This window comes from Paraburkholderia sp. BGA-UO-ETr-F12 (assembly GCF_059567945.1).
This window is the reverse complement of record NZ_JCAQOZ010000060.1, coordinates 19,002-39,870: the sequence shown is the minus strand read 5'-3', so window position 1 is coordinate 39,870 and position 20,869 is coordinate 19,002. Positions and strand designations below refer to the sequence as shown.

Annotated in this window: 19 protein-coding genes; 10 read left to right on the top strand and 9 right to left on the bottom strand. The window is 58.9% G+C overall.

Annotation, left to right across the window (positions count from 1 at the left end; genetic code table 11):
- From pstB to AC57B6_RS28815, 5 genes are all read left to right on the top strand, one after another.
- Positions 1-774: a phosphate ABC transporter ATP-binding protein PstB gene (pstB, locus tag AC57B6_RS28835; protein WP_496422618.1), complete on the top strand. Its 774-nt coding sequence runs from the start codon at positions 1-3 to the stop codon at positions 772-774.
- A gap of 10 nt (positions 775-784) precedes the next feature.
- A complete protein-coding gene (phoU, locus tag AC57B6_RS28830; RefSeq protein ID WP_496422617.1) occupies positions 785-1,498 on the top strand; it encodes a phosphate signaling complex protein PhoU in 714 nt (237 codons plus the stop codon).
- A gap of 13 nt (positions 1,499-1,511) precedes the next feature.
- Positions 1,512-2,243 carry a phosphate regulon transcriptional regulator PhoB gene (phoB, locus tag AC57B6_RS28825; protein WP_496422616.1) on the top strand — a complete coding sequence of 244 codons (732 nt, stop codon included), beginning with the start codon at positions 1,512-1,514 and terminating at the stop codon, positions 2,241-2,243.
- A 76-nt stretch (positions 2,244-2,319) separates the two neighbouring features.
- On the top strand, positions 2,320-2,610 hold the full coding sequence (locus AC57B6_RS28820; protein ID WP_496422615.1) for a hypothetical protein: 291 nt from the start codon (positions 2,320-2,322) through the stop codon (positions 2,608-2,610).
- A gap of 85 nt (positions 2,611-2,695) precedes the next feature.
- Entirely contained in the window at positions 2,696-3,094 is a 399-nt protein-coding gene (locus AC57B6_RS28815; protein WP_496422614.1) for an ArsR/SmtB family transcription factor, read from the top strand.
- A gap of 155 nt (positions 3,095-3,249) precedes the next feature.
- Here the strand turns inward: AC57B6_RS28815 and AC57B6_RS28810 are convergent, their stop codons facing one another.
- The gene (locus AC57B6_RS28810) at positions 3,250-4,515 is read right to left on the bottom strand and encodes a cytochrome-c peroxidase (protein ID WP_496422613.1); all 1,266 of its coding nucleotides are present in this window, start codon (positions 4,513-4,515) and stop codon (positions 3,250-3,252) included.
- Positions 4,516-4,789: 274 nt separating this feature from the next.
- Here AC57B6_RS28810 and AC57B6_RS28805 point away from each other — a divergent pair, with 274 nt between their 5' ends.
- Positions 4,790-6,352: an acid phosphatase gene (locus AC57B6_RS28805; RefSeq protein WP_496422612.1), complete on the top strand. Its 1,563-nt coding sequence runs from the start codon at positions 4,790-4,792 to the stop codon at positions 6,350-6,352.
- Between the two features lie 270 nt (positions 6,353-6,622).
- Here the strand turns inward: AC57B6_RS28805 and AC57B6_RS28800 are convergent, their stop codons facing one another.
- From AC57B6_RS28800 to AC57B6_RS28775, 6 genes are all read right to left on the bottom strand, one after another.
- The gene (locus tag AC57B6_RS28800; protein ID WP_496422611.1) at positions 6,623-6,934 is read right to left on the bottom strand and encodes a high-potential iron-sulfur protein; all 312 of its coding nucleotides are present in this window, start codon (positions 6,932-6,934) and stop codon (positions 6,623-6,625) included.
- Positions 6,935-7,044: 110 nt separating this feature from the next.
- Entirely contained in the window at positions 7,045-8,766 is a 1,722-nt protein-coding gene (locus AC57B6_RS28795; RefSeq protein ID WP_496422610.1) for a methyl-accepting chemotaxis protein, read from the bottom strand.
- Between the two features lie 854 nt (positions 8,767-9,620).
- A complete protein-coding gene (gene moaA, locus AC57B6_RS28790; protein ID WP_496422609.1) occupies positions 9,621-10,730 on the bottom strand; it encodes a GTP 3',8-cyclase MoaA in 1,110 nt (369 codons plus the stop codon).
- 19 nt (positions 10,731-10,749) lie between these two features.
- Positions 10,750-11,079: a c-type cytochrome gene (locus tag AC57B6_RS28785; RefSeq protein ID WP_496422608.1), complete on the bottom strand. Its 330-nt coding sequence runs from the start codon at positions 11,077-11,079 to the stop codon at positions 10,750-10,752.
- Positions 11,080-11,134: 55 nt separating this feature from the next.
- Positions 11,135-13,612 (bottom strand): arsenate reductase (azurin) large subunit, encoded by a 2,478-nt coding sequence (locus AC57B6_RS28780; RefSeq protein ID WP_496422607.1) that lies wholly within the window; start codon positions 13,610-13,612, stop codon positions 11,135-11,137.
- A gap of 12 nt (positions 13,613-13,624) precedes the next feature.
- Positions 13,625-14,158, bottom strand: a complete 534-nt coding sequence (locus tag AC57B6_RS28775) for an arsenate reductase (azurin) small subunit (RefSeq protein ID WP_496422606.1) — start codon at positions 14,156-14,158, stop codon at positions 13,625-13,627.
- A 166-nt stretch (positions 14,159-14,324) separates the two neighbouring features.
- Between AC57B6_RS28775 and AC57B6_RS28770 the strand changes: the two genes are divergently transcribed.
- From AC57B6_RS28770 to AC57B6_RS28760, 3 genes are read left to right on the top strand one after another with little or no spacing between them, the layout of a single operon-like run.
- Positions 14,325-15,215, top strand: a complete 891-nt coding sequence (locus tag AC57B6_RS28770) for a substrate-binding domain-containing protein (protein WP_496422605.1) — start codon at positions 14,325-14,327, stop codon at positions 15,213-15,215.
- Between the two features lie 8 nt (positions 15,216-15,223).
- Positions 15,224-16,687, top strand: a complete 1,464-nt coding sequence (locus tag AC57B6_RS28765; protein ID WP_496422604.1) for a sensor histidine kinase — start codon at positions 15,224-15,226, stop codon at positions 16,685-16,687.
- Positions 16,684-18,030 (top strand): sigma-54-dependent transcriptional regulator, encoded by a 1,347-nt coding sequence (locus tag AC57B6_RS28760; protein WP_496422603.1) that lies wholly within the window; start codon positions 16,684-16,686, stop codon positions 18,028-18,030. The genes AC57B6_RS28765 and AC57B6_RS28760 overlap by 4 nt, the downstream gene beginning before the upstream one ends.
- A 501-nt stretch (positions 18,031-18,531) precedes the next feature.
- Here AC57B6_RS28760 and arsB read toward each other — a convergent pair.
- Together arsB and AC57B6_RS28750 are read right to left on the bottom strand one after the other, a co-directional pair.
- Entirely contained in the window at positions 18,532-19,605 is a 1,074-nt protein-coding gene (gene arsB / locus AC57B6_RS28755; RefSeq protein WP_496422602.1) for an ACR3 family arsenite efflux transporter, read from the bottom strand.
- A gap of 2 nt (positions 19,606-19,607) precedes the next feature.
- Positions 19,608-20,123, bottom strand: a complete 516-nt coding sequence (locus AC57B6_RS28750; RefSeq protein WP_496422601.1) for an arsenate reductase ArsC — start codon at positions 20,121-20,123, stop codon at positions 19,608-19,610.
- 239 nt (positions 20,124-20,362) lie between these two features.
- Here AC57B6_RS28750 and AC57B6_RS28745 point away from each other — a divergent pair, with 239 nt between their 5' ends.
- Positions 20,363-20,746, top strand: coding sequence for an ArsR/SmtB family transcription factor (locus tag AC57B6_RS28745; protein ID WP_496422600.1), 384 nt, complete (start codon positions 20,363-20,365; stop codon positions 20,744-20,746).
- The last annotated feature ends 123 nt before the right edge of the window (positions 20,747-20,869 follow it).

Here is a 20,869-nt window from a genome sequence, read left to right as displayed (position 1 = left end):
ATGCCATCCGCCCGAACGACCAAAGCGCGCATCAGTGTGCGCGGACTGAACTTCCACTACGGCCGCCGTCAGGCACTGTACGACGTCAATGTCGATTTTCCGGACCGCGAAGTGACTGCCATCATCGGCGGATCCGGTTGTGGCAAGTCGACCCTGCTGCGTGTACTGAACCGGATGTACTCGATATATCCGGATCAGACTGCGACCGGTACCGTTGAACTCGACGGAAAGAACATTCTGGAGCCGCGCTTTAAACTGAACGAATTACGGTTGAAGGTCGGGATGGTCTTTCAGAAGCCGACGCCTTTCACAATGTCGATTTACGACAACGTCGCACTGGCCATCACACATCACGAAGATCTGTCTCGCAGTGAACTCGACGAACGGGTTGAGTTTGCCCTGCGCCAGGCGGCGCTCTGGGACGAGGTCAGGGACAAGCTCGACCAGAGCGCGCTTGCGCTCTCGGGCGGACAGCAGCAGCGCCTGTGCATTGCCCGCGCGCTTGCCATCGATCCTGAAGTGTTGCTGCTGGATGAGCCAACATCCGCGCTGGACCCGATTGCCACAGGCAAGATTGAGGATCTCCTGCACACATTGCGCAAGCACTACACGGTGGTTATCGTGACGCACAACATGCAGCAGGCGGCACGCGTTTCCGAGCACACGGCCTTCATGCACCTGGGCAAACTCGTGGAGTTCGGCGCTACCGAACAGATTTTCTCGAAGCCCAAAGAAAAGGCTACCGAGGATTACATTACCGGCCGCTTCGGCTGAGGAGGCGCACATGCCGGATAAACATCTCTCCAGCCAGTTCGATGCAGACCTCAATCTGCTTTCCAGCAGGCTGCTCGAAATGGGCGGACTGGTGGAGTCGCAGATTGCGCGGGCAATGGTGGCACTGAACACGTTCGATCTCACCATTGTCGAGCAGGTCATGGAGGACGAACACCGGCTCAACGCGATGGAAATTGAGATTGATGAGGAACTTAGCAACATCATCGCCCGTCGCCAGCCGGCCGCCCGCGACCTGCGGCTTCTGATGGCAGTCTCGAAGAGCATTACCAACCTCGAACGCGCCGGCGATGAGGCCAGGAAGATAGCAAAGCGGACGCGCCGCATCGCCCAGGACAGCGGCTCGCGGACCATCAATATCGCTGAAATCAAGCTCGCCGGCGAGATGGCCTCGCATATGCTTCGCAGGGCGCTTGATGCATTCGCGCGGCTCGATACCGTTGCAGCGGCGCAGATTGTGCAGGATGACCAGGCGATCGATGAGGAGTTTCGTGCCTTCGTGCGAAAGCTTGTGACCTACATGATGGAAGATCCCCGCAGCATCTCGGTGGGTCTCGACTACCTGTTTGTTGCGAAGGCCATCGAGCGCATCGGTGACCACGCCACAAACATCGCCGAATTTATCGTCTATGTCGTCAAGGGTACCGACGTCCGTCACGTGTCCCGGGAGCAGCTCGAGCGGGAAGCCCTGGGTACGGACGATTAACGGAGGAGATGAGATGCCCGCCAGCGTTCTGATTGTTGAAGATGAGCCGGCCATTGCCGAGTTGCTAGCCATCAACATAAAACACGCGGGGTACCATCCGCTGCAGGCGCGCGGCGTTGATGCCGCCAATGCGCTGGTGGCAGAGATACTCCCCGACCTCATCGTGCTGGACTGGATGCTGCCCGGCACATCTGGTCTGGTATTCCTTCGCAAACTGCGTTCGGACTCACGTACGAAGGAAGTGCCGGTCATCATGCTGACCGCGCGCAACGAAGAGCAGGACCTTGTGGACGGGCTCGAGGCTGGAGCCGACGACTACATGGCCAAGCCATTCTCGCCAAAAGAACTGGTCGCGCGCATCAAGGCAGTTCTGCGCCGACGGGCGCCGCAGCTCACTAACGACGCCGTGACGATAAACGGCCTCACACTCGACCCCTCTACTCGCCGGGTCTGTGTGAAAGAAAGCGGTGTAGAACAGCAGGTGCATCTCGGACCGACCGAGTTCAAGCTTCTGCATTTCTTTCTCACGCACCCGGAACGCGTCCACAGTCGATCCGTTGTTCTCGACCAGGTCTGGGGCGACCACGTTTTTATCGAGGAGCGAACGATTGACGTGCACATCAAGCGTCTCCGGTCGTCCCTGAAGCCGTTCGGCTATGACTCGATGTTCGAGACGGTGCGTGGCAGCGGCTACCGGCTGACCAGATTCTCCCCCCCGCCCCAGCGTGCCGTGAAAGCCGCGTAGACTGGGTAACCGGACGGTGGCGCAGCGCCGATGCTGGCGTGCGAAAACCTTCCATTCAGAGTGGGACGCTGAGCAAATGAAAGTGTTCAGGCATCGCGAGCACACGGGCAGCACGCATCCGTCCAATGGGAATCCCACTGCTTCGAGCGCCGCGCCCACCTTGAGTTCACACGAAAAGCATTACCTGGTGTGGGGTGTGCTGCGGCTCTCGCTCGGGCTCATGCAAATGATCTTCGCGGCCGCGGCAATTCTGAATTTGATTTTCGTCGGACTCACAGGGGCGGTGCTCGCTTATGCCGCAGTTTCGACGGTTGCCACACTGGCTAGCAGAATGCTGTTTCGCGGCCGCAGTAGACCTCCACGATAGCGACCGGCTCATGGACAGTCGCACGGGTCGATGCGGCGATACCTCGTGGCGCCGCGATGTACCCTGGCCGTAAACACTCCGTCGTATGGCAGTCATCCCAGTCGGGTTAAAATCCTCGGCTGATCCTGACTATACCGGCATCATGAAGGAAAAAGACGCTATCAAAGCCCTGTCCGCGCTGGCGCAGCCGACGCGACTGGGTATTTTTCGACTGCTCGTAAGTGCTGGCCCGAACGGCCTGAGCGTGGGTGTGATCCAGGCTGAGCTGGAGCTGGCTACTGCGACCCTGTCTTTTCATCTGAAAGAACTGACCCACGCAGGTCTCGTCACGTCCCGCCAGGAGGGGCGATTTGTGTACTACTCGCCTGAAATCGGACACGCCAACGAGCTGATAGGCTTCCTGACCGACAACTGTTGCCAGGGGGTGGATTCGACTGCCTGCGCGCCCAGCAGGAAAGTGAAGTGCTGGCCGGTGACGGCCTGACCGGAATGCGCGCCCGCTGACGACCATGCTTTCGTCTGCGATCGGTGCGATCCGGTGCCCTCTTCTGCCAGCCCACACGCGCTTTTGCGAACGAGCTCCGGGCGCCGGTATATTCTCGCAACAGCCGCGTCTACCCCCGGCGGATGAAGGGCCGTTCAGTTCGCGGGTGGCTCATAGCCGTCGGTGAGGGTGTTGAGGAACGAAACGACATCCCTGATCTCGGCCTCATCTAGTGCCGGCTTCTCGCCGCGTTTGCGATCGAACGGTGGATCCGTGTTCAGGTTCGCCCAGTAGCGCTTCGGCAGATCGTCAAATTTCTGTACCGCGCCCTTCGAGACCGGATAGAACTTCTCCGGATTCGTATCGCGCTCGGCGTAGAAGCGCACCACCTGCTCCAGCGAGTGGTAAATCCCGTTGTGGAAGAATGTCTTGCGCAGCGCGACATTCCGAAGCGAGGGCGTGCGGAACACGCCACAATATTCATCGCGGCCCTTCAAATCGGTCCGCTCTGGACCGCATGCACCCAGGTCGTAGAATTTCGGATCCCTGTTGACTGCCAGCGTGCGGTTGCGTGGTACACCAATTGCAATGAGCCCAAAATCACTGAACTGGGGGGGCGAACCATCCTTTGCTCGCTTGCTGATGTGGCAGGACGCACAATTGCCCTTGCGCTCGTCGTTAAACAACTCCAGGCCGTGTAACTCTGCGGTGTTCAACGTGATCTTCCCCGCGATGTACGCATCGAACTTGCTTGTGTACGGGTAGAACTTCTGCGGCGCCTGTTCGAATGTCTCCAGAGCAAGCAGTACGGACTGGAACGCCTTGTCGTCACTATTAAAGATATTCGCGCCGAAAGCCTGACGGAATGCATCTGCGTATGGCGCCGCCTTTACCGCGGCCACAACCCTTGCCGGCGAGCTACCCATCTCGAACGACGACAGCAGGGGCATGCGCGCCTGGTCCGCCCCGTGATCGACCCGCCCATCCCACGTCAATCCTCCGGTCGGACCGGCATCAACACTTTCGTCTCCTTCGTCGTCCGAGTCATGGAAGTGCTCGGTGAACTGGGGGACCGACTGCAGGTACTTGAGAGAAGGTACAGCGCGCATTCCGGGACGATTCATGTCGCTGCCACCCAGTTGTACTGACAAGGCGTTTGGTGGTCCAAACGCATGAGTCGGACTGTGGCATGACGCGCAGGCAAGCTTGCCCGAGCCGGACAAAGATGGATCAAAGAATATCTTTTCACCAACAGCCGTCATTGCTTTGACAGCGGCAAAGACCTCGGCGCGCGACTGCCCTTGCGCCGCCTGGCTCACAGGAACTGCGGCGACCGGAGCGGGTTGCGAAGCAGTCTCTCCGACGTGCGAATCGCAACCATTAAGCATGACTACACCGAGCGCACCAACAAGAACAACCATTCGTTTTAGAGGCCCTGCGACCCGGTCTTTGGATCGGGTAGAAACTGACGGTCGGTCCGCGGTAAATGGTGGCATGAGTTGGATTGATATTGAAGAGAAGACCTCGCAGCTTATGGCGGTTCGATGACCGCTCAGTGACGCTTGCATGAGCGCACTCCTCCTGGTGTGCCTGGTTTCATCGCCGTGTCAGACAAACTTGCGACACTGATCGGGCCGAGAAGAGTGTTTGTGGCATCGCTCAAAACTTCGGTCCCCTACAAAAAGAGAGAATCTGATGAAAACGAAACTCGTGTACGCGGTGCCGATTGCGGCATTGATCGCAGCAGGTCTGTTTGCTTGCGGCGGCAATGTCAGCACTCAGCCGGACATCTCATCGGTGAAGAACATCGTCGTTATCTATGCGGAAAATCGCAGCTTCGACAACCTGTACGGTAACTTCCCGGGTGCAAACGGTCTGCAGAACGTGACGACGGCCAACGCGCAGCAACTTGACCGTAACGGTACTGCCCTTGCCACGCTACCCCCGATCTGGAACGGCCTGACTGGTACCGGCGTGACGCCGGCGGTAACGCAGGCAATGACAGTAAATTTGCCGAACTCGCCGTTCGCGATCAACGATCCGGCAGGATTTAACACGTCCCTGTCAATCACGACGCGCGACCTGTATCACCGGTTCTATGAGAATCAGATGCAGATCGACAGCGGAAAGAACGACAAGTTTGCGGCGTGGGCCGATTCCGGCGGGCTCGTGATGGGGCACTACAACACCAGTGCTGACACGCTGCCGCTCTACAAGATCGCACAGCAATACACGCTTGCCGATAACTTCTTCATGGGTGCATTTGGCGGCTCGTTCCTGAACCACCAGTGGCTGATATGCGCGTGCACGCCTGTCTATCCGAACGCCGACAAGAGTCCGGCAGCGAGTTCGATCTCGGCCGTCAATGCAGATGGCGTTTCGTTGACGGTTGCATCGAACTCACCAGCATCGGCGCTAACCGGGATTCCCAAGTTTGTTAATTCGGGCAACCTGACCCCGGACTTTTATGCGATTAACACGATGCAACCGCCGTATCAGCCAAGCGGTAACAATCCGGCTGCTGGTGGCGCCCCTACCCTCGCCGATCCGAGCATCCCGACAACACTTCCTCCGCAGACGCAACAACACATTGGCGATCTGCTGAACAACGCGGGCATTACATGGGCATGGTATGCCGGGTCATGGAATGCAGCACTCGCCAGCAGCACCGTCATTTACGGGTCGACGAACTCTGTCCCGAACTTCCAGCCGCATCACCAGCCGTTTAACTATTTTGCAGATCTCGCGCCAGGAACCGCCAATCGCACCCAGCATCTGCTGGACGGTGGCACGAACGGCGCAGCGTTCATTAGTGCAATTGACGCCGGAACCCTGCCGCAGGTTACGTTCTACAAGCCACAAGGCAACCAGAACGAACATCCGGGCTACACCGACGTCACAACAGGCGACACGCATATCGCCGACGTGATTGCGCATCTGCAGAAGAGTCCGCAGTGGAACAACATGGTCGTGATCGTCACTTACGATGAAAATGGCGGGTTCTGGGATCATGTGGCTCCGCCAAAAGGCGATCGCTGGGGCCCAAGCACGCGCATCCCCGCGATCATCATTTCACCCTTTGCGAAGAAGGGTTTTGTTGATCACACGCAGTACGACACGACCTCGATCCTGCGCTTCATCACTCGCCGGTTCTCGTTGCCGAACCTGCCGGGTCTGACGTCGCGCAACGCGGCACTTGCCGCGGCCGGGAGCAAGCCAATGGGCGATCTGACGAACGCGTTGACCTTCTCGCAATAGCCGACTTGAGCTTTCGGACCAAGGGCAGCTTCGGCTGCCTTTTTTCGTGCGCAGGCGCCGTTGCCCAAACATGTAGGCCAATCGTCCCCCGGCGCGAGGGTTTTACTCCCTTGCGCTTCCAGTCGGTGAGCAGGCGGGCGCACAGAGACAGGACTCTTACCCAGATTGTCGGGACGCGAGGGACCCGTCAATTTCGGCACCTCGCCCACCAGGCGCTTCAAGGTCCGAGCGTCGCTGCAGTGAGCACACACGACATGCCCGGAACGCTCGTCATGCCTTCTTGGCGAAGGCGCTGCACCAGCCTTTGGCACTCACCTGCTTGCCGCCGAAGATCGTGCAGGGCGCCATCGCGTCGCCAGCCTTTCCCTGGAAAAACTGGCACTTCGCGCAGACTTGCCCTGCCTGGAACTGGGGATACTTCGCCAGGTCGACCTTGCTTGCGTCGGTCCTGTATCCAAGCGCGAGTGCATTGGTGTCAGATTCCTGGACCGGCGCAGTGTCTGCTGACGCACGGCCAGACAGCACTATCGACGACGTGATTCCCACGGCGCTGATCATAAAACTACGACGGGATTTTTTCATCGTCTCACTCCGGGTTAGCTTTCACTCCGTACGCGCCGCGAAAGGAGAACGCTGTACCAGCCAACAGGCTTTACGCTCGCTACGCCTCGCGTATCCAGCAGTCCGATCGCTCAGAACGTTTGCCAACCTGCCCCGGCAGGGCCAGATAGCCCCGCGTTGCGCATGTCAGCGACATCAGTTGCCGTTTTTCGGGGCAGTCGAGCCGCTGGCGTGCCCCGAGGACCGGAATCCGGAACCATGTTACGGCGCTCCCTTTGGAGGGTCGCCACACGCGATTCCGACGGCTCCGTGTCGAAAACCTTGAATGCAGAAACCGCGTCCTTCAGCGCCGTTGCCTGTTCTTCCAGTGCATGCGCTGCGGCGGCCGCCTGTTCCACTAGCGCGGCATTTTCCTGCGTCACCTGGTCCATCTGGCAGACGGCCTGATTTACCTGCTCAATTCCACGGCTCTGCTCCTCCGACGCGACAGCAATCTCACTGATGATATTGGAGACTTGCTTGATGGCCACCCGCACCTGTCCAATCGTGGTCCCGACGTCTGTCGCCTGCTTTGAACCGTCCTGGATCATCGCCACCGACGAGCCGATCAGGTCCTTGATTTCCTTCGCCGCTGCAGCCGAGCGTTGCGCCAGACTGCGAACCTCACTGGCGACCACGGCGAAACCTCGCCCTTGCTCGCCCGCCCGGGCGGCTTCCACGGCGGCATTCAGAGCAAGGATGTTGGTCTGGAACGCGATGCCTTCAATCACCCCGGTAATTTCGGATATCTTGCTCGAGCTGCCGCTGATTTGCCCGATCGTCGCGACCATAGCCTGAACCACATCATTGCCATTATCGGCCATCTCAGTGGCGCGCACGGCGAGCGCGTTGGCGTGTCGTGCATTGTCCGTGTTCTGTTTCACAGTCTCCGTCAGTTGCGTCATGCTGGACGCTGTCTGTTCCAGCGACGCCGCCTGTTCTTCGGTGCGGGCCGAAAGATCCGAATTGCCGCTCGCGATCTCCTTCGAGGCTACGGACACCGAGTCGGTCGAACGTCGAACAGAAGTCATGACTTCCACCACGCGCGAGATCAGAGCGTTGAACGCTGTGGCCGTATGTCCGACTTCATCCATCGCACTTACCTGCGCACGCTGGGTGAGATCCAATGAACCACTGGTTTCCTGCAGGGTCATCTGCATGCCACGCAGGCTTCGGCGGATATGAACAAGCACTCTGAATGCCGCAATCCCGGCGACCAATAAAGTCAACCCGATCCCGGCGCAGAGCGTCAGCATAGAGCGCAGATAGGCAGCCCCATTTTCGCTTCGCAGGCCTTTTGCAAGCATCATGTTGTAGTCCATCTGCGCTGCAAGGCCAGCGCGTAATTTCTTGCTCGCTGTGTCCAACACGCCCTCGCCAAAGAGCATTTTCTTTGAAGCATCCATGTCGCCGGAACGGGACGTGTCCATGAACTTCAGCGTGGCCGCCTCGTAGTCGGCGAGGTTGGCCCTGTTCGCATCCGAAAATGCCTTTTCCTTGTCGTCGGACAAGCCGCTCGCAGCGTATTTTTCAACAAGATCGTTCAGGGTTCGTTTTCTTTCCGAGACGACGTCTTCGATTCTGGATTTTCCAGCAGGATCGGGAGTCATCGCATGACGATACAGATATATCCGGATATCGGTCAGGCTGGCAGTGATCGAATCGAGGTTGGCGATCGCGGGGAGTACGTTGCTGTAAATATCCTCGAAGCGTGATTGCGATCGATGTAGCTGCCACATCCCGTACCCACCGGAAGCCAATAGAGAAACCGCGAAGAGAGTCAAGGTCAACGCCAGTCGGGACACTATGCTCATGGTTACCCCTTACGGATCAGTTTGTCCAGGTGCTTTGGGCGGTCTGAATTTCAGCAAAAGCATAGGCTCGCCCTATCTGCGACATTACGGCATCGACCGCAATTTCTTGAGGGGTCCAGAATGAATGCCGGACGTCGCGATTTCCTGACCCCCGATCCGGGATGTTCTTTGGGGATCGACCGTACGGTGCGCGATCGCTGTGTCAGGTCGCGTTCCCGTTCGAAAGGGCAGCTGGAAAGCGACCGTCCCCTAAACCACGAATGAACCGGTATTCGAAGGCTACTGCTGCACGTCGCAGAAGCATAAAGTCGTACCTGCTACGCGGCACAAACGCCAAACGTGCAGGTGCTACCCAACCTGCCCTCGACGGGGTTACCCGTCATTGCCGCGCGCGTGCTCCATGTTTGTACTACGTGCCGTCTGGTGGCGGTTGGCGGCTCCTGATGCGGCTTCCGGACGCCTCAATCTCATTGGCCGTGTCGTGTGCGGCGGCGGTTATCTGCTTGAACAGCCTCTTCAGTCTGACGACCTCCGCGGCCTGTCCCGCCTGTGGGATGGCTGTCATCCCACAGGAAAGCTCCTGCGCGCAGTCTATGAGTAACTGCAGACGTGCAGCGTACGGGCCGAACCCGCTGGTAATCTTCGTCAGGTCAGAAGTCTCTACGCACCTCGCAAAGTGGCGTCGACTACAACATATTTAGTATTATGGAAGTATTGCCTACCTGATTCGACATGTCCAACAGCAATTAACGCAGCCATGCATCAAGGGCCATCCTGAAAGATGTTGTCATCGTCCGCAGTGGCCAATCGGCGCTAGCGGCGGCCTATTTTTCTGGCGGGGACCGGCGCGAACGTCATCCGCCTAGCACGGACATCTCGGCACGGCGCCGGACGGTCGCGTCGCCGGCACCGCTCCGTAATTCAGAGTAGCGGTCGCTCCGTCGGCTCCAGAGACCTCGAAGCGCTTCCCCAAGATCCGTCGCGTCGCTACCACCCCGCAGGACCGAGCGCAAATCAAAGCCGTCAGCACCGAACAGGCAGGTGAAAAGCCGCCCATCCGCAGTTAGCCGAAGCCGGCTGCAATCGGCGCAGAAAGGCTCGGTCACGCTTGAAATAAAGCCGACGCGACCTGCGCCATCCGCAAAATCGTACACACGCGAAGTGACCGACCCTGGCCGGGAGCCGGATCGCACGAATGGAAATACGCCGCCGATGCGCCGCACAAGCTCATCCGATGGCACGACGTCACGCAGCTCCCAGTGGTTCGTGCTGCCAACGTCCATGTACTCGATGAAGCGGGGTGTGACACCTGTACCCTTGAAATGCCTGACGATCGGAATCACTTCGTCCTCGTTGACACCCCGTCTTACAACAGTATTAACCTTGACAGGTGAGAATCCGAGCGTCCTCGCGAACTCGATTCCGTCGAGCACGTCGCGCACGTCCATCGAAGATCCACTCATCGCGCTGAACGCCTCCTGACTGATGGCGTCCAGACTGACGGTGATGCGGGTCATACCCGCGTCGCGCAGGGCAGCCGCCTTTTGCCGCAGCAACGACCCATTTGTGGTCAGGGTTACGTCGAGCGGGAGGCCATCGCGGGTCCGCAATCGCGTCAACTGGCCGACCAGCACCTCGATTCCCTTCCGGAGCAAAGGTTCACCGCCAGTCAGCCGAATCTTCTCCACTCCCTGCTCGGTAGCCGCACGTGCCACCTGCACTATTTCCTCGAAAGACAGCATCTGATTCCGAGGCAGATACGGATAGTCCTTGCCAAAGACTTCCGTCGGCATGCAGTACGTGCAGCGAAAATTGCACCGGTCCGTCAGCGAAATACGTAAATCCCGCAATGGCCGGGACAACCTGTCCACCACCGGGCCGCTAACCGCCTGACCCGCGGGTGTCGGACGCCTCCCCGTAGCAGCTGCGAATATCGGAATGATGCGATGCGTGGGCGATAGCATGGTGGCTATTCCTCGCCGGTCACTGGGTGGGCGCACCGGCCAGCACCCAGTTGAGCACGATTGTCAGGTCCGCGTCGTTAATCCCCGCATTGGGCGGCATTGGAACGGGTCCCCACACCCCGGAGCCACCACCTTTGACCTTCTTCATCAATATGGCCATCGCCGACGCGTCCCCTTTATATTTCTGGGCAACGTCGTGATACGCCGGACCGACCACCTTGTGGTCAACGGCATGGCAGCTAAAGCACATGTTCTTGCTGGCAATGCCTTGCGCCCTGGCTGCATCGACATCTGCGTATGCATGGGTCACGGCAAACATCATCAGACAGGCGGTGATCAATCGTTTCATTGAATGGTCCTTAATTGAATATGCGCCGCGCACGAATGCGCGGCAACGTCCGGTGTCAAGCAAACCGCCGGCTCTTGAAGCTCACGGTCCGCTTGTAGTCGTCCATACTTCCAACCCGGCGCAGATTGGCCCAGGTACCCTTGTAATAGGGGATGACATTACGGTCCGTCCAGTCGGTGGTCACGTCACCCTGAATGCCATTGACGTAGCCGAACATCATGAACGTCTGATTGCGCTTTATTTCCTTCGCGGGGTACGCCATCGCGTACGTCGACCCGAAATCATTGAACACTTCGACGATGTCGCCAGCCGCGAGGCTCAGTTCAGCGGCGTCGTCGGGATTCACTTCGATGTACGCCATCGGATATCGTGCCCGGATAAACTCGTTGTACTGGTCGTGGAACGCGGTCTGCCAGACCTCATTGTTCCGCCCATTGTTGATCCAGAAGCGATACTTATCCTTTTGCTGCTCGACAGTCTTCGGCAACCCGTTCCACGGCGCGGGCTTGAACTGCGCCTTGCCGTCAGGTGTGTCGAACTTCGAGTCGGTGTATAGCATTTCCGTACCGACCAGCTTCCCACCGCTATACGACTGCACCGGAAGTTGCACGCCATTGTTGCCCGCCGCACGCAGCCGCTCGTACGAGACGAGATTGCCTGTCGAACCGCCCTGGCTGTCTATTTTCCCGGCGCCAGGCTGACCCGCCTGGCGAAAACCGTCGTTGAAGGCGTCCTCCTCAGTCTTCCAGTCGAACCCACTGAAGCGTGCGGTCATTGCCGCGTTGCCTTCCGCCTGGTACATCGACCTGAGCGTATTCGCGATCCGGGCAACGATGAGAGAATCGGCCATCGCGCTGCCGGGCGGGTCCATGAATTTCTGCGAGAGCCGGATGCGGCGCTCACCGTTCATCGAGGTCAGATTCGTTTCTCCGGGATGTGCTCCAGGCAGCATCAGGTGAGCCGCTTCTGCAAGCTTCGTCGGATAGAGATTCACCGAAGTAACGAACAGGCCACCTTTACTGGTGGCGTCAAAGATGACATCGACCAGCTGGGCATCCGTCGCACCTTTCGCCTTTTGCATGGCATCCTTGACGATCTGGGAGCGGCGCAGGACCGCCTCACGAAGCGCCTCGGCGTTGTTACTGGTCTGGAAGTTGTTGCATGCCCACCAGGTCATCATGCGACCCTTCCCGTGGATAAGCGCCTGGTCGATATAAATTTTCGAATCGCCTGGATACGGAGGCCGGGCATATCCCTCCTGATGGCCACCCATACGCACAACGCCGGTACCCCGACGTCCGACGTTATGCGTAGCAAGGACCAGGTCGACGAGGGAAGACTGAATCAGGTAATTGTCGTTGCCCCAGATGATGCCCTTTTCATAGGCGTGCATTGTGCGTGGTAACTGGCCCGCGGCCTTCGGCCTGTACGCCCACTCGGCGGCCGTGCGAAGCTTGTCCACGGACACACCGGTAACCTTGCTTGCCTCATCGAGTGACATCCGGTTGGTCTTCACCGCATCATCGAAGCCGTTCGTATGCTGGCTGATGAAGTCCCGGTCAATCCATCCCTGCTGGACAACGTAAGTGAAAAGGCCGTTAAAGAGCGCGACGTCGGTGCCGGGCTGGATGTCGAGATGTAGAACATTGCCCGCGCCGGCGACCTGCTCGGCGATTGCAATCGTTGGCGTGCGTCGAGGGTCAACGAAGATGATTCTCGTCGCCGGCGTAGCTTCTCCAGGAAAGCGCTGCTTCTTCTTGTCGGCAGTGCCGCCCTGCAGATTCGGAACCCAGTGGTTCAGGAAGTAATTCGTCTGGGTTTCATACGCGTTGTTACCGATGGCCATAAGGACGTCTGCCAGCTCCGCGTCCTCATACGAGTTGTTGAGCTCGCCGATACCCATTTCGCGCGTCGCATGACACTCCGAGTTATACGCCGGGCGATTGTGGATACGGACCATCGGCGTTTGCAGCGCGGTGAACATCAGCTTGCCGGTCGCCCATGTGTTTTCGAATCCCCCTCCTCCCCCGCCGTGATCGAATGCCGAAAAGACGAGCCCGCTGGGGCCGTCCTTGTCCAGGACGCGCTTCGTCAGGCCCGCGTAAATCGCCATCGCGCGGTCCCAGTCGGTGTCCACCCACTGATCACCGACGTACAGACGCGGGTTCCTTAACCGATCGCGTGTGAGGCCGTCAGCGTTGTACATGTAGCTCGCCATCTTTCCGCCGCGCGTTGAGCTGAGGCCACTGTTCACAACGCACTCTTTGTCCGGCACGATCATGATGCGGTGACGGCTGCCGTCACGGTCTTCAACGACGTTCGTCATGGCTGGCGTCAACGTGACGGCAAGCGGTGGAAGCTGTTTCGTGTAGTCGAGCCCGAGCGCATTCTGCGAGGGGGCACGCCCGCCTTCCATGTTTTCTGGCCACTTGAACACGTTGTAGCCGCAGCCCACGATGCAGAAGTGGCACGTCATGTTCGTGCGCTGCGCGTTTGCTGGCGGCAGCGTGATGCGATCGTTCTGGTTATCCATGTCGTCCCCTGACTACAGTACGTTGGCCTGACGGCCATACAGCATGCCGTCTACGCCCGTTGCCGAAATCCTTCCACTCTTCTCGTCATAACTGAGCCGGATGCGAGGCAGGTTCTCGGTAGCCTGACCTGCGATCATCTGCCCGGACTTCTCCGCATCGAACATGCTGTAGTGGCATCCGCACTTGAAGGTATTCGTACCGGCGTCAAACGCGACCGGGCACCCCATGTGCGTGCACATCATGCTGTAGGCGACGATATCGTGATCGGGACCCACTCCCCCCGGTGCCGGTACGCCGAGCTTCACTGCGACACAAGGAGACGTGGCATCCGGATAGCTGAAGACCAGCGGGGTGCCTTGCGGAAGCTGGCTGGCACTGGCAACAGCTTTGGGCAGGTAGGGCAAGAGTGTATGGCTCGTTTCCGGGGCTGGGACTGGGCCCACGGAAGCTGCGCCAGCGGGCCTGACGATCACCGCCGCAGTTGCTGCGACGCTAGTTCCGCCGACCTTCAGGAAGGTGCGCCGACTGATCACTTCTTTTGACATATGGTCTCCTTGATACGGGCGTGGGCAACCGTTACTATTCGGCAGCAGTAGGCAAGCTCCATGCCAAATTGACCAGAACGCCGTGCAAGGCCAGAATGAACGATTCCATGCCGCCAGAGACGTGGGAATGAGTTCCGGGCCGGTAACGGCAAAAGGGGACGGGGATATGTCGGAGTTACCGTTCAGTAACGGGAGACGCAGAATACTTCGTGCGGCCGGCGCCGGTCTCGCGGTTGCGGCGTTAAGAACGGCACGCGCCGACGATGCTGCATCGCCACGAAAGATCCTGTTTGGTACAACGCCAGTTTTTCTGGACAACCAGGAACGGCTGCTGGCGAAATGGCGTGCGCGCCTTGAGGCGCAGCTCGGCAACGAAGTTCGCTTTATTCAGCGAGGCAGCTACGGAGAAATCACCGAAATGCTGCTGGCGGACCAGCTTGACGTTGCCTGGATCTGCGGCTATCCGTACGTTACACATGCGGACCGCATGAAGCTGCTCGCAGTGCCTCAATATCAGGGTAAGCCTCTGTATCGGTCGTATCTGCTGGTCCCGGCCTCGAACACGACAACGACGAGTATCACCGAGCTCAGGAATACCGTCTTCGCCTATAGCGACCCGCAGTCGAACTCAGGTTATCTGGTGCCCCGAACCGAGCTCATCAGGCACGGTCTCGACCCCCGGCGCTTCTTCGGAAAGGCATTCTTCACGTTCGCCCATCGCAAGGTTGTCGAAGCCGTCACATCGGGTCTTGCTTCGGCAGGCGAAATTGATGGCTATATTTTTGACACACTGACCAGGCAGGTGCCGGACGCCGTTCTGGGCGTGAGAGTCGCGTGGAGATCTCCGCAGTACGGGTTTCCCCCCATCGTTGCCCGCCGCAGTCTGTCTACCGAGACGTTTGCACGGTTGCAGGGGTCGTTACTCGGAATGGCGGATGACGCCGCAGGTCGTGGTCTGCTCAACCGCCTCAACGTCGACAGATTCGTCATCGGCGACGATGCGCTGTTCGACGACATTCGCGATCTCGTGAAACTGTCAGATACGATACCGGCGTGAGTCACACCATGCTGGAGAACATCAGCTATCGTTACAAGATCCCAGTCGCGTTGACGCTGGCTATCCTGCTGACCGAGTTTGCGGTAACAGTCATGCTCGTCGCGTTCACGTTGGCGGACACCCGTCGCAACGTTGAGAGTGGCGCTCGCAGTCTGGCCAACGTGACAGCGCTGTCCGTGCGTGACTCGATGGTTCGGGACGACCTGTTCCACGTCTTTGAGGTGATCCGCGCGCCGGTAGCCTCAAAAGAGCTTGTCAATCCGCTGAAGGAACTGATTGTCTTCGACGCCAACGGACGCGTATACGCCGCAAGCGACCCGACCTACTACGCGACGCTATCTCCGGCTTCGAAGTTCGGTCATTCCATCACCGCGGCCATTCGGTCTATCAGGGCGAATCCGCAAACCTTCTATTTCAGCTTTCCCACAGTCCTCGCAACGGAAGATATCGTGGCCGCCCACGCGATCACCGCTGAGGACGGGAGCCCGCTTGGTTTCGTCGCAGTCACCTACGACACGCAGAAGCTTCGCGACGGCATTGCAACGTTGATGCGACGAATGATCCTACTGAACGTCGCCAGCATGCTGGTGCTGCTTCCTTTCGGATGGTGGTGGGGCAAGCGCATGGCGGAGCCGCTGCATATGCTCAGCCTTGCCATGGCCCGTGTGCATAAGGATGATCCTGAGGCGCTCAAACAGGAGGTCTCGGCTCAGGGGCGTGATGAAATCGGGCGCCTGTCGGCAAGCTTCCGCGAGATGCTCGATGACCTCGCCGAGAAGCAGCAACTGGAGCGCGACATGGTGGTGTCCGAGCGGCTTGCAGCGGTCGGGCGCGTCGCAGCGGGTATCGTGCATGAAATCAATAACCCGTTGGGCGGCATGATTAACGCCGTAGACACCCTTGTCACCCACGGCACACCAGACGGTCTGACCAACCGGACACTTGGGCTGCTTAAGCGCGGGCTCGGACAGATCCGCGCCACCGTCGGCGCACTGCTCTTCGAAGCACGCCTCGATTCTCCTGTCGCGCGACCGGCGGACTGGGATGATCTGAACATTCTTGTCCAACCGCAACTGGCGTCAAAGCAGATCAGGCTTGAATGGTCGGTTCCCGCTCACGAGATCGCCGTCCCGTCTCATCTGGTCCGGCAGCTCGTGCTGAATCTCCTGCTCAACGCGATCAAGGCCGCCGAGGTGGGTGGCTCGGTCCGCTGCACTGCCACGCTCACCCTGTCCACGCTGCAGGTAGTCGTCTCGAACACGGGGGAGCATATTCCGGACGATGTTGTGAATCATCTGTTCGAGCCACACTGGCCAAGTCAGAAGGCCCAGGGCGTGAAGAGTTATGGTCTGGGACTATGGGTTAGCTACCAGATTGTGACGCAATTGAACGGCACGATATCGGTAAGCAGTCAACCGGGCGAAACGGCCTTTGAAGTCGTACTGCCCATTCAATCAGGAGACACGCCGTGAGCGATTCATTGATATGCCTCGTGGAAGACGACCCCATCATGGGCGAATCGATGGTCGAGCGGTTGCAACTGGAAGGTTTTGGCGTTGACTGGCACACCGGCGCCGCTGCGGCATACGCGGCCATTCCGGAGAAGCGTTATGCAGTCGTTGTCAGCGACGTACGCTTGCCAGATTTTTCGGGTGACGACCTGTACACCAGACTCGCTGCCTCGATGCATAGCGTGCCGCCATTTGTTCTCGTCACAGCGTATGCATCAATCGACAAGGCGGTGTCAATGCTCAAGGCAGGCGTTGCTGACTATATTACCAAGCCGTTCGATATCGCCGAACTGATTCAGAAGATACACGTACTCGCGGCATCACACATACCGGACGAGGCGCTTCCGGCTCATGGTCCGCTTGGCGCATCGACGGCAATGCGCAAGCTGGCCGACGTGGTACCTAAAATCGCGAAACGCGCATCGTCCATTCTCATAAGCGGCGAATCGGGATCGGGGAAAGAAGTGCTCGCCAGGCATGTCCACAAGGTGGCCGCTAGCGGACACAACGAGCCGTTCATCGCCGTGAACTGCGGCGCTGTTCCAGAGACTCTGATGGAGGCGGAATTTTTTGGGTTTGAGAGAGGCGCATTTACAGGCGCCGACCGGCAGAAGAAGGGATTCTTCGAACTCGCGGACGGGGGCACGCTGTTTCTTGACGAGATTGGCGATTTGCCGCTCGCGATGCAGGTCAAGCTGTTGCGTGTCCTGCAGGAGAAACGCGTACGGCGTCTAGGCGCCGAGTACGACATCGCATGCAATTTCAGGCTTGTGTGCGCGACGCACAGTGATCTGCATGAGCTCATCGCCGCGCGGCGGTTTCGGGAAGATCTGTTTTATCGGGTGAACGTCGTGACGTTGCGCGTCCCTGCGCTGCGCGAGCGTATCGACGATATCCTCTGGATTGCCTACCATTTTCTCAATTCGTATGGAGAGGCTAACCATGAGACCCCGAAAGAACTGCATCCCGCTACCGAAGCTGCGCTCGTGTCTTTCAATTGGCCAGGCAATGTGCGGGAGTTGCAAAATCGGCTCGAGCGTGCCTGTCTGATGTCGAACAGCCGCGTCATCATGCCGGCTGACATCTTTGTCGACCACGCCACGTACGAAGAGCAGGATTCCCCAACTGCGGATGTACCGACGCTGTCTGCGTATCTGGACCGGTGCGAAACCCTCTACATCAGGAATGCCCTGGTTCAGCATCATGGGCGAATCACAGAGACCGCTACTGCACTGGGCATATCACGCAAGAGCCTGTGGGAGCGAATGCGTCGGCACCGGATTGCTGGACAGGACGCAATGTAGGTTGGTACCGACACGTACACCATGGACAGGAGGCCGTTGACTGCCCGCCCTTCGCGACGGCAAGCATCCCCGTCGACTCGATGAACTCGCCTGTTTCGTTGCTACGCTTCGCCTTTCCATATCCGTTGGTCTGCACTTCAAGACCATGTTTATATTCGGATAACTTAGCATCTAACCTGCACGGGGCGCGAAATCAAGCGCCGATGCGCGACATTCGATCTTCGGCTGCTGAGGTTTGGCGCTAGTCTCGTCACGCTGCTCTGAATAGCGGTCGGCGCACCGCGTCCGCTGGCCAGCGACCAGCCGGCGCATGCTTCATCGCGAAGGAGCACATTGGAGAACTGGACCGGCAGATTCTGGCGCTGGCGGCCATGAAGGAGACACTGGAGCATCCGCTTTCGCGCTGCTGAGGCGACTCACGGCCCCAATGTCTGATCCTCGATGGCTGCTCAAACAGAATTCTGGAAAGGCCGCCTCCGGAATCGAAGGCGGCTCGACCGGTCACGAAGTACGCTGATACCAGTGACGGGAAGCGTTGACCACCTTCACCACGACGAGCATCACCGGCACCTCGATGAGCACGCCCACCACGGTGGCCAGCGCGGCGCCCGATTTCAGGCCGAACAGGCTGATCGCCGTCGCCACCGCCAGTTCGAAGAAGTTGGACGCGCCAATCAGGCAGGACGGGGCAGCAACGTCGTGCGCCACGCCAAGCTTCCGGTTCGCCAGGTAAGCGAGCGAGCTATTGACGACCACCTGAATCAGGATCGGGACGGCCAGCAGCAGAATGACCAGCGGCTGGGCAATGATCTGCTCGCCCTGGAAGGCAAACAGCAGTACCAGCGTCAGCAGCAGCGCCGCGATGGAGAACGGTCCAATCTTTGCCAGCGCGCGCTGGAAATGCTGCTCGCCCTTGCGCAGCAGAATCGCGCGAAGAATCTGCGCAATGATGACCGGGATGACGATGTACAGCACCACTGAGGTCAGCAGCGTGTCCCACGGCACCGTGATGTTCGAGATGCCCAGCAGCAGGCCCACGACCGGCGCGAACGCGAACACCATGATCAGGTCATTGAGCGCGACCTGCGAGAGCGTGAAATACGGGTCACCTTTCGTGAGCTGGCTCCAGACGAAGACCATCGCGGTGCACGGTGCCGCCGCCAGCAGGATCAGTCCGGCGACATAGCTGTCCAGCTGGTCGGCGGGCAGCAGCGAGGCGAACGCATGCCGCACAAAGACCCACGCCAGGAACGCCATGGTGAATGGTTTTACGGCCCAGTTGATGACCAGCGTCACCCCGATGCCCTTCACCTGGCTGCGTACCCTACCCAGCGACGCAAAGTCGATGCGCAGCAGCATCGGGATAATCATCACCCAGATGAGCACGCCCACCGGCAGGTTGACGTGAGCCACCTCCAGGGTGGATACCGTATGAACAGTACCGGGTAGCAGCTTTCCAAGGATGATGCCGGCCACAATGCAAAGCGCGACCCAGACCGATAGATATCGTTCGAAGAAACCAATGCCACCGGGCTCGCGCCGGGCCGCCTTCGCGACCGTTTGACTGCCTGCCATCGTTACTCTCCTTTCTCGCGCAGCGAGGTGCCTATGCTCTGCATCTCCTTCTGTACGGCGATACGGTCGAGTTTTTCGAACGGCAGGTTCGTAAAGAGCTCGATGCGCTTTTTCATCTGCACGTAGGCCTGCAGGAATGCCTTGCGCTTGTCGTCGTCCGAGCCTTCGGCCGTCGACGGGTCAGGCACGCCCCAATGTGCTTTCGCAGGGTGACCCGGCCAAATCGGGCAGACCTCTCCCGCTGCGTTGTCGCAGACGGTGAAAATGAAGTCGATCTGCGGCGCGCCGTCTTCGGCGAATTCGTCCCAGCTCTTGCTGCGCAAGCCCTGTGTCTGAATGCCTTGTGAACCAAGAAGGTCGAGCGCGAACGGGTTGGGCGCCGTACCGGGATGACTGCCTGCGCTGTAACCCACGAAACGGTCGCCAGCGAGTTCGTTGAGCGCTGCTTCTGCGAGGATCGAACGCGCAGAGTTGTGGGTACAAAGGAAGAGGACGTTGTATTTGCGATGTTCGGTCACGAGATTCTCCAGTCCGATACCGGACGGTGGCATGGTTACATATCAACGTTTCCAATATAATCGAAACGAGTTGGTTCGGCAAGCTGCCTGCCCTTTCATCTGCGGGTTTCCGGTTGTTCGGCGCGTGCGCAAGTCAGGGGTAGAAAGACACGATGGTCCACCTTGCCGCGCAACGGTTTCATGAAAACTCCTGAAAATGCTCCCGAAAAATCCCTTTTGATTGCCGCGATGCAACCTCCATGGCGGTAAAATCACAAGCTGATCTCAATCACTTTCGCATCATGACGGAAAAAGACGCCATCAAAGCCTTGTCCGCGTTGGCCCAGCCCACGCGTCTCGGTGTTTTTCGCCTGCTTGTGACCGCCGGCCCGGAGGGGCTGAGCGTGGGTGTTATCCAGGAGCAACTGGACCTTGCGAGCGCGACACTGTCTTTCCATTTGAAAGAGTTAACGCATGCCGGTCTTGTCACATCGCGCCAGGAAGGCCGCTTCGTGTACTACGCGCCGGAAATTGAGCGAATGAACGAGCTCGTCGGGTTCCTCACCGACAATTGCTGTCAGGGCGTGGAGTCAGCCGACTGCAAGCCGAGAAAGAAAGTGAAGTGCAAGCCTGTACCGGCATAACCGTGGCTTGATGCCGCAACCCGGTTCTGAAACCTGCATCATCGGATGCGGCAGCTCGACGTCCGCGGGCACCCGGTTCCATCTCGAGTAAGGCCCGGGCGAAGCGGGAAGAGAATTCCGACT

Bases quoted from the DNA above. Each gene is read 5' to 3' on its own strand.
- pstB (WP_496422618.1), top strand. From the start codon at position 1: ATGCCATCCGCCCGAACGACCAAAGCGCGCATCAGTGTGCGCGGACTG.
- phoU (WP_496422617.1), top strand. From the start codon at position 785: ATGCCGGATAAACATCTCTCCAGCCAGTTCGATGCAGACCTCAATCTG.
- phoB (WP_496422616.1), top strand. From the start codon at position 1,512: ATGCCCGCCAGCGTTCTGATTGTTGAAGATGAGCCGGCCATTGCCGAG.
- AC57B6_RS28820 (WP_496422615.1), top strand. From the start codon at position 2,320: ATGAAAGTGTTCAGGCATCGCGAGCACACGGGCAGCACGCATCCGTCC.
- AC57B6_RS28815 (WP_496422614.1), top strand. From the start codon at position 2,696: ATGGCAGTCATCCCAGTCGGGTTAAAATCCTCGGCTGATCCTGACTAT.
- AC57B6_RS28810 (WP_496422613.1), bottom strand. From the start codon at position 4,515: ATGGTTGTTCTTGTTGGTGCGCTCGGTGTAGTCATGCTTAATGGTTGC.
- AC57B6_RS28805 (WP_496422612.1), top strand. From the start codon at position 4,790: ATGAAAACGAAACTCGTGTACGCGGTGCCGATTGCGGCATTGATCGCA.
- AC57B6_RS28800 (WP_496422611.1), bottom strand. From the start codon at position 6,934: ATGAAAAAATCCCGTCGTAGTTTTATGATCAGCGCCGTGGGAATCACG.
- AC57B6_RS28795 (WP_496422610.1), bottom strand. From the start codon at position 8,766: ATGAGCATAGTGTCCCGACTGGCGTTGACCTTGACTCTCTTCGCGGTT.
- moaA (WP_496422609.1), bottom strand. From the start codon at position 10,730: ATGCTATCGCCCACGCATCGCATCATTCCGATATTCGCAGCTGCTACG.
- AC57B6_RS28785 (WP_496422608.1), bottom strand. From the start codon at position 11,079: ATGAAACGATTGATCACCGCCTGTCTGATGATGTTTGCCGTGACCCAT.
- AC57B6_RS28780 (WP_496422607.1), bottom strand. From the start codon at position 13,612: ATGGATAACCAGAACGATCGCATCACGCTGCCGCCAGCAAACGCGCAG.
- AC57B6_RS28775 (WP_496422606.1), bottom strand. From the start codon at position 14,158: ATGTCAAAAGAAGTGATCAGTCGGCGCACCTTCCTGAAGGTCGGCGGA.
- AC57B6_RS28770 (WP_496422605.1), top strand. From the start codon at position 14,325: ATGTCGGAGTTACCGTTCAGTAACGGGAGACGCAGAATACTTCGTGCG.
- AC57B6_RS28765 (WP_496422604.1), top strand. From the start codon at position 15,224: ATGCTGGAGAACATCAGCTATCGTTACAAGATCCCAGTCGCGTTGACG.
- arsB (WP_496422602.1), bottom strand. From the start codon at position 19,605: ATGGCAGGCAGTCAAACGGTCGCGAAGGCGGCCCGGCGCGAGCCCGGT.
- AC57B6_RS28745 (WP_496422600.1), top strand. From the start codon at position 20,363: ATGGCGGTAAAATCACAAGCTGATCTCAATCACTTTCGCATCATGACG.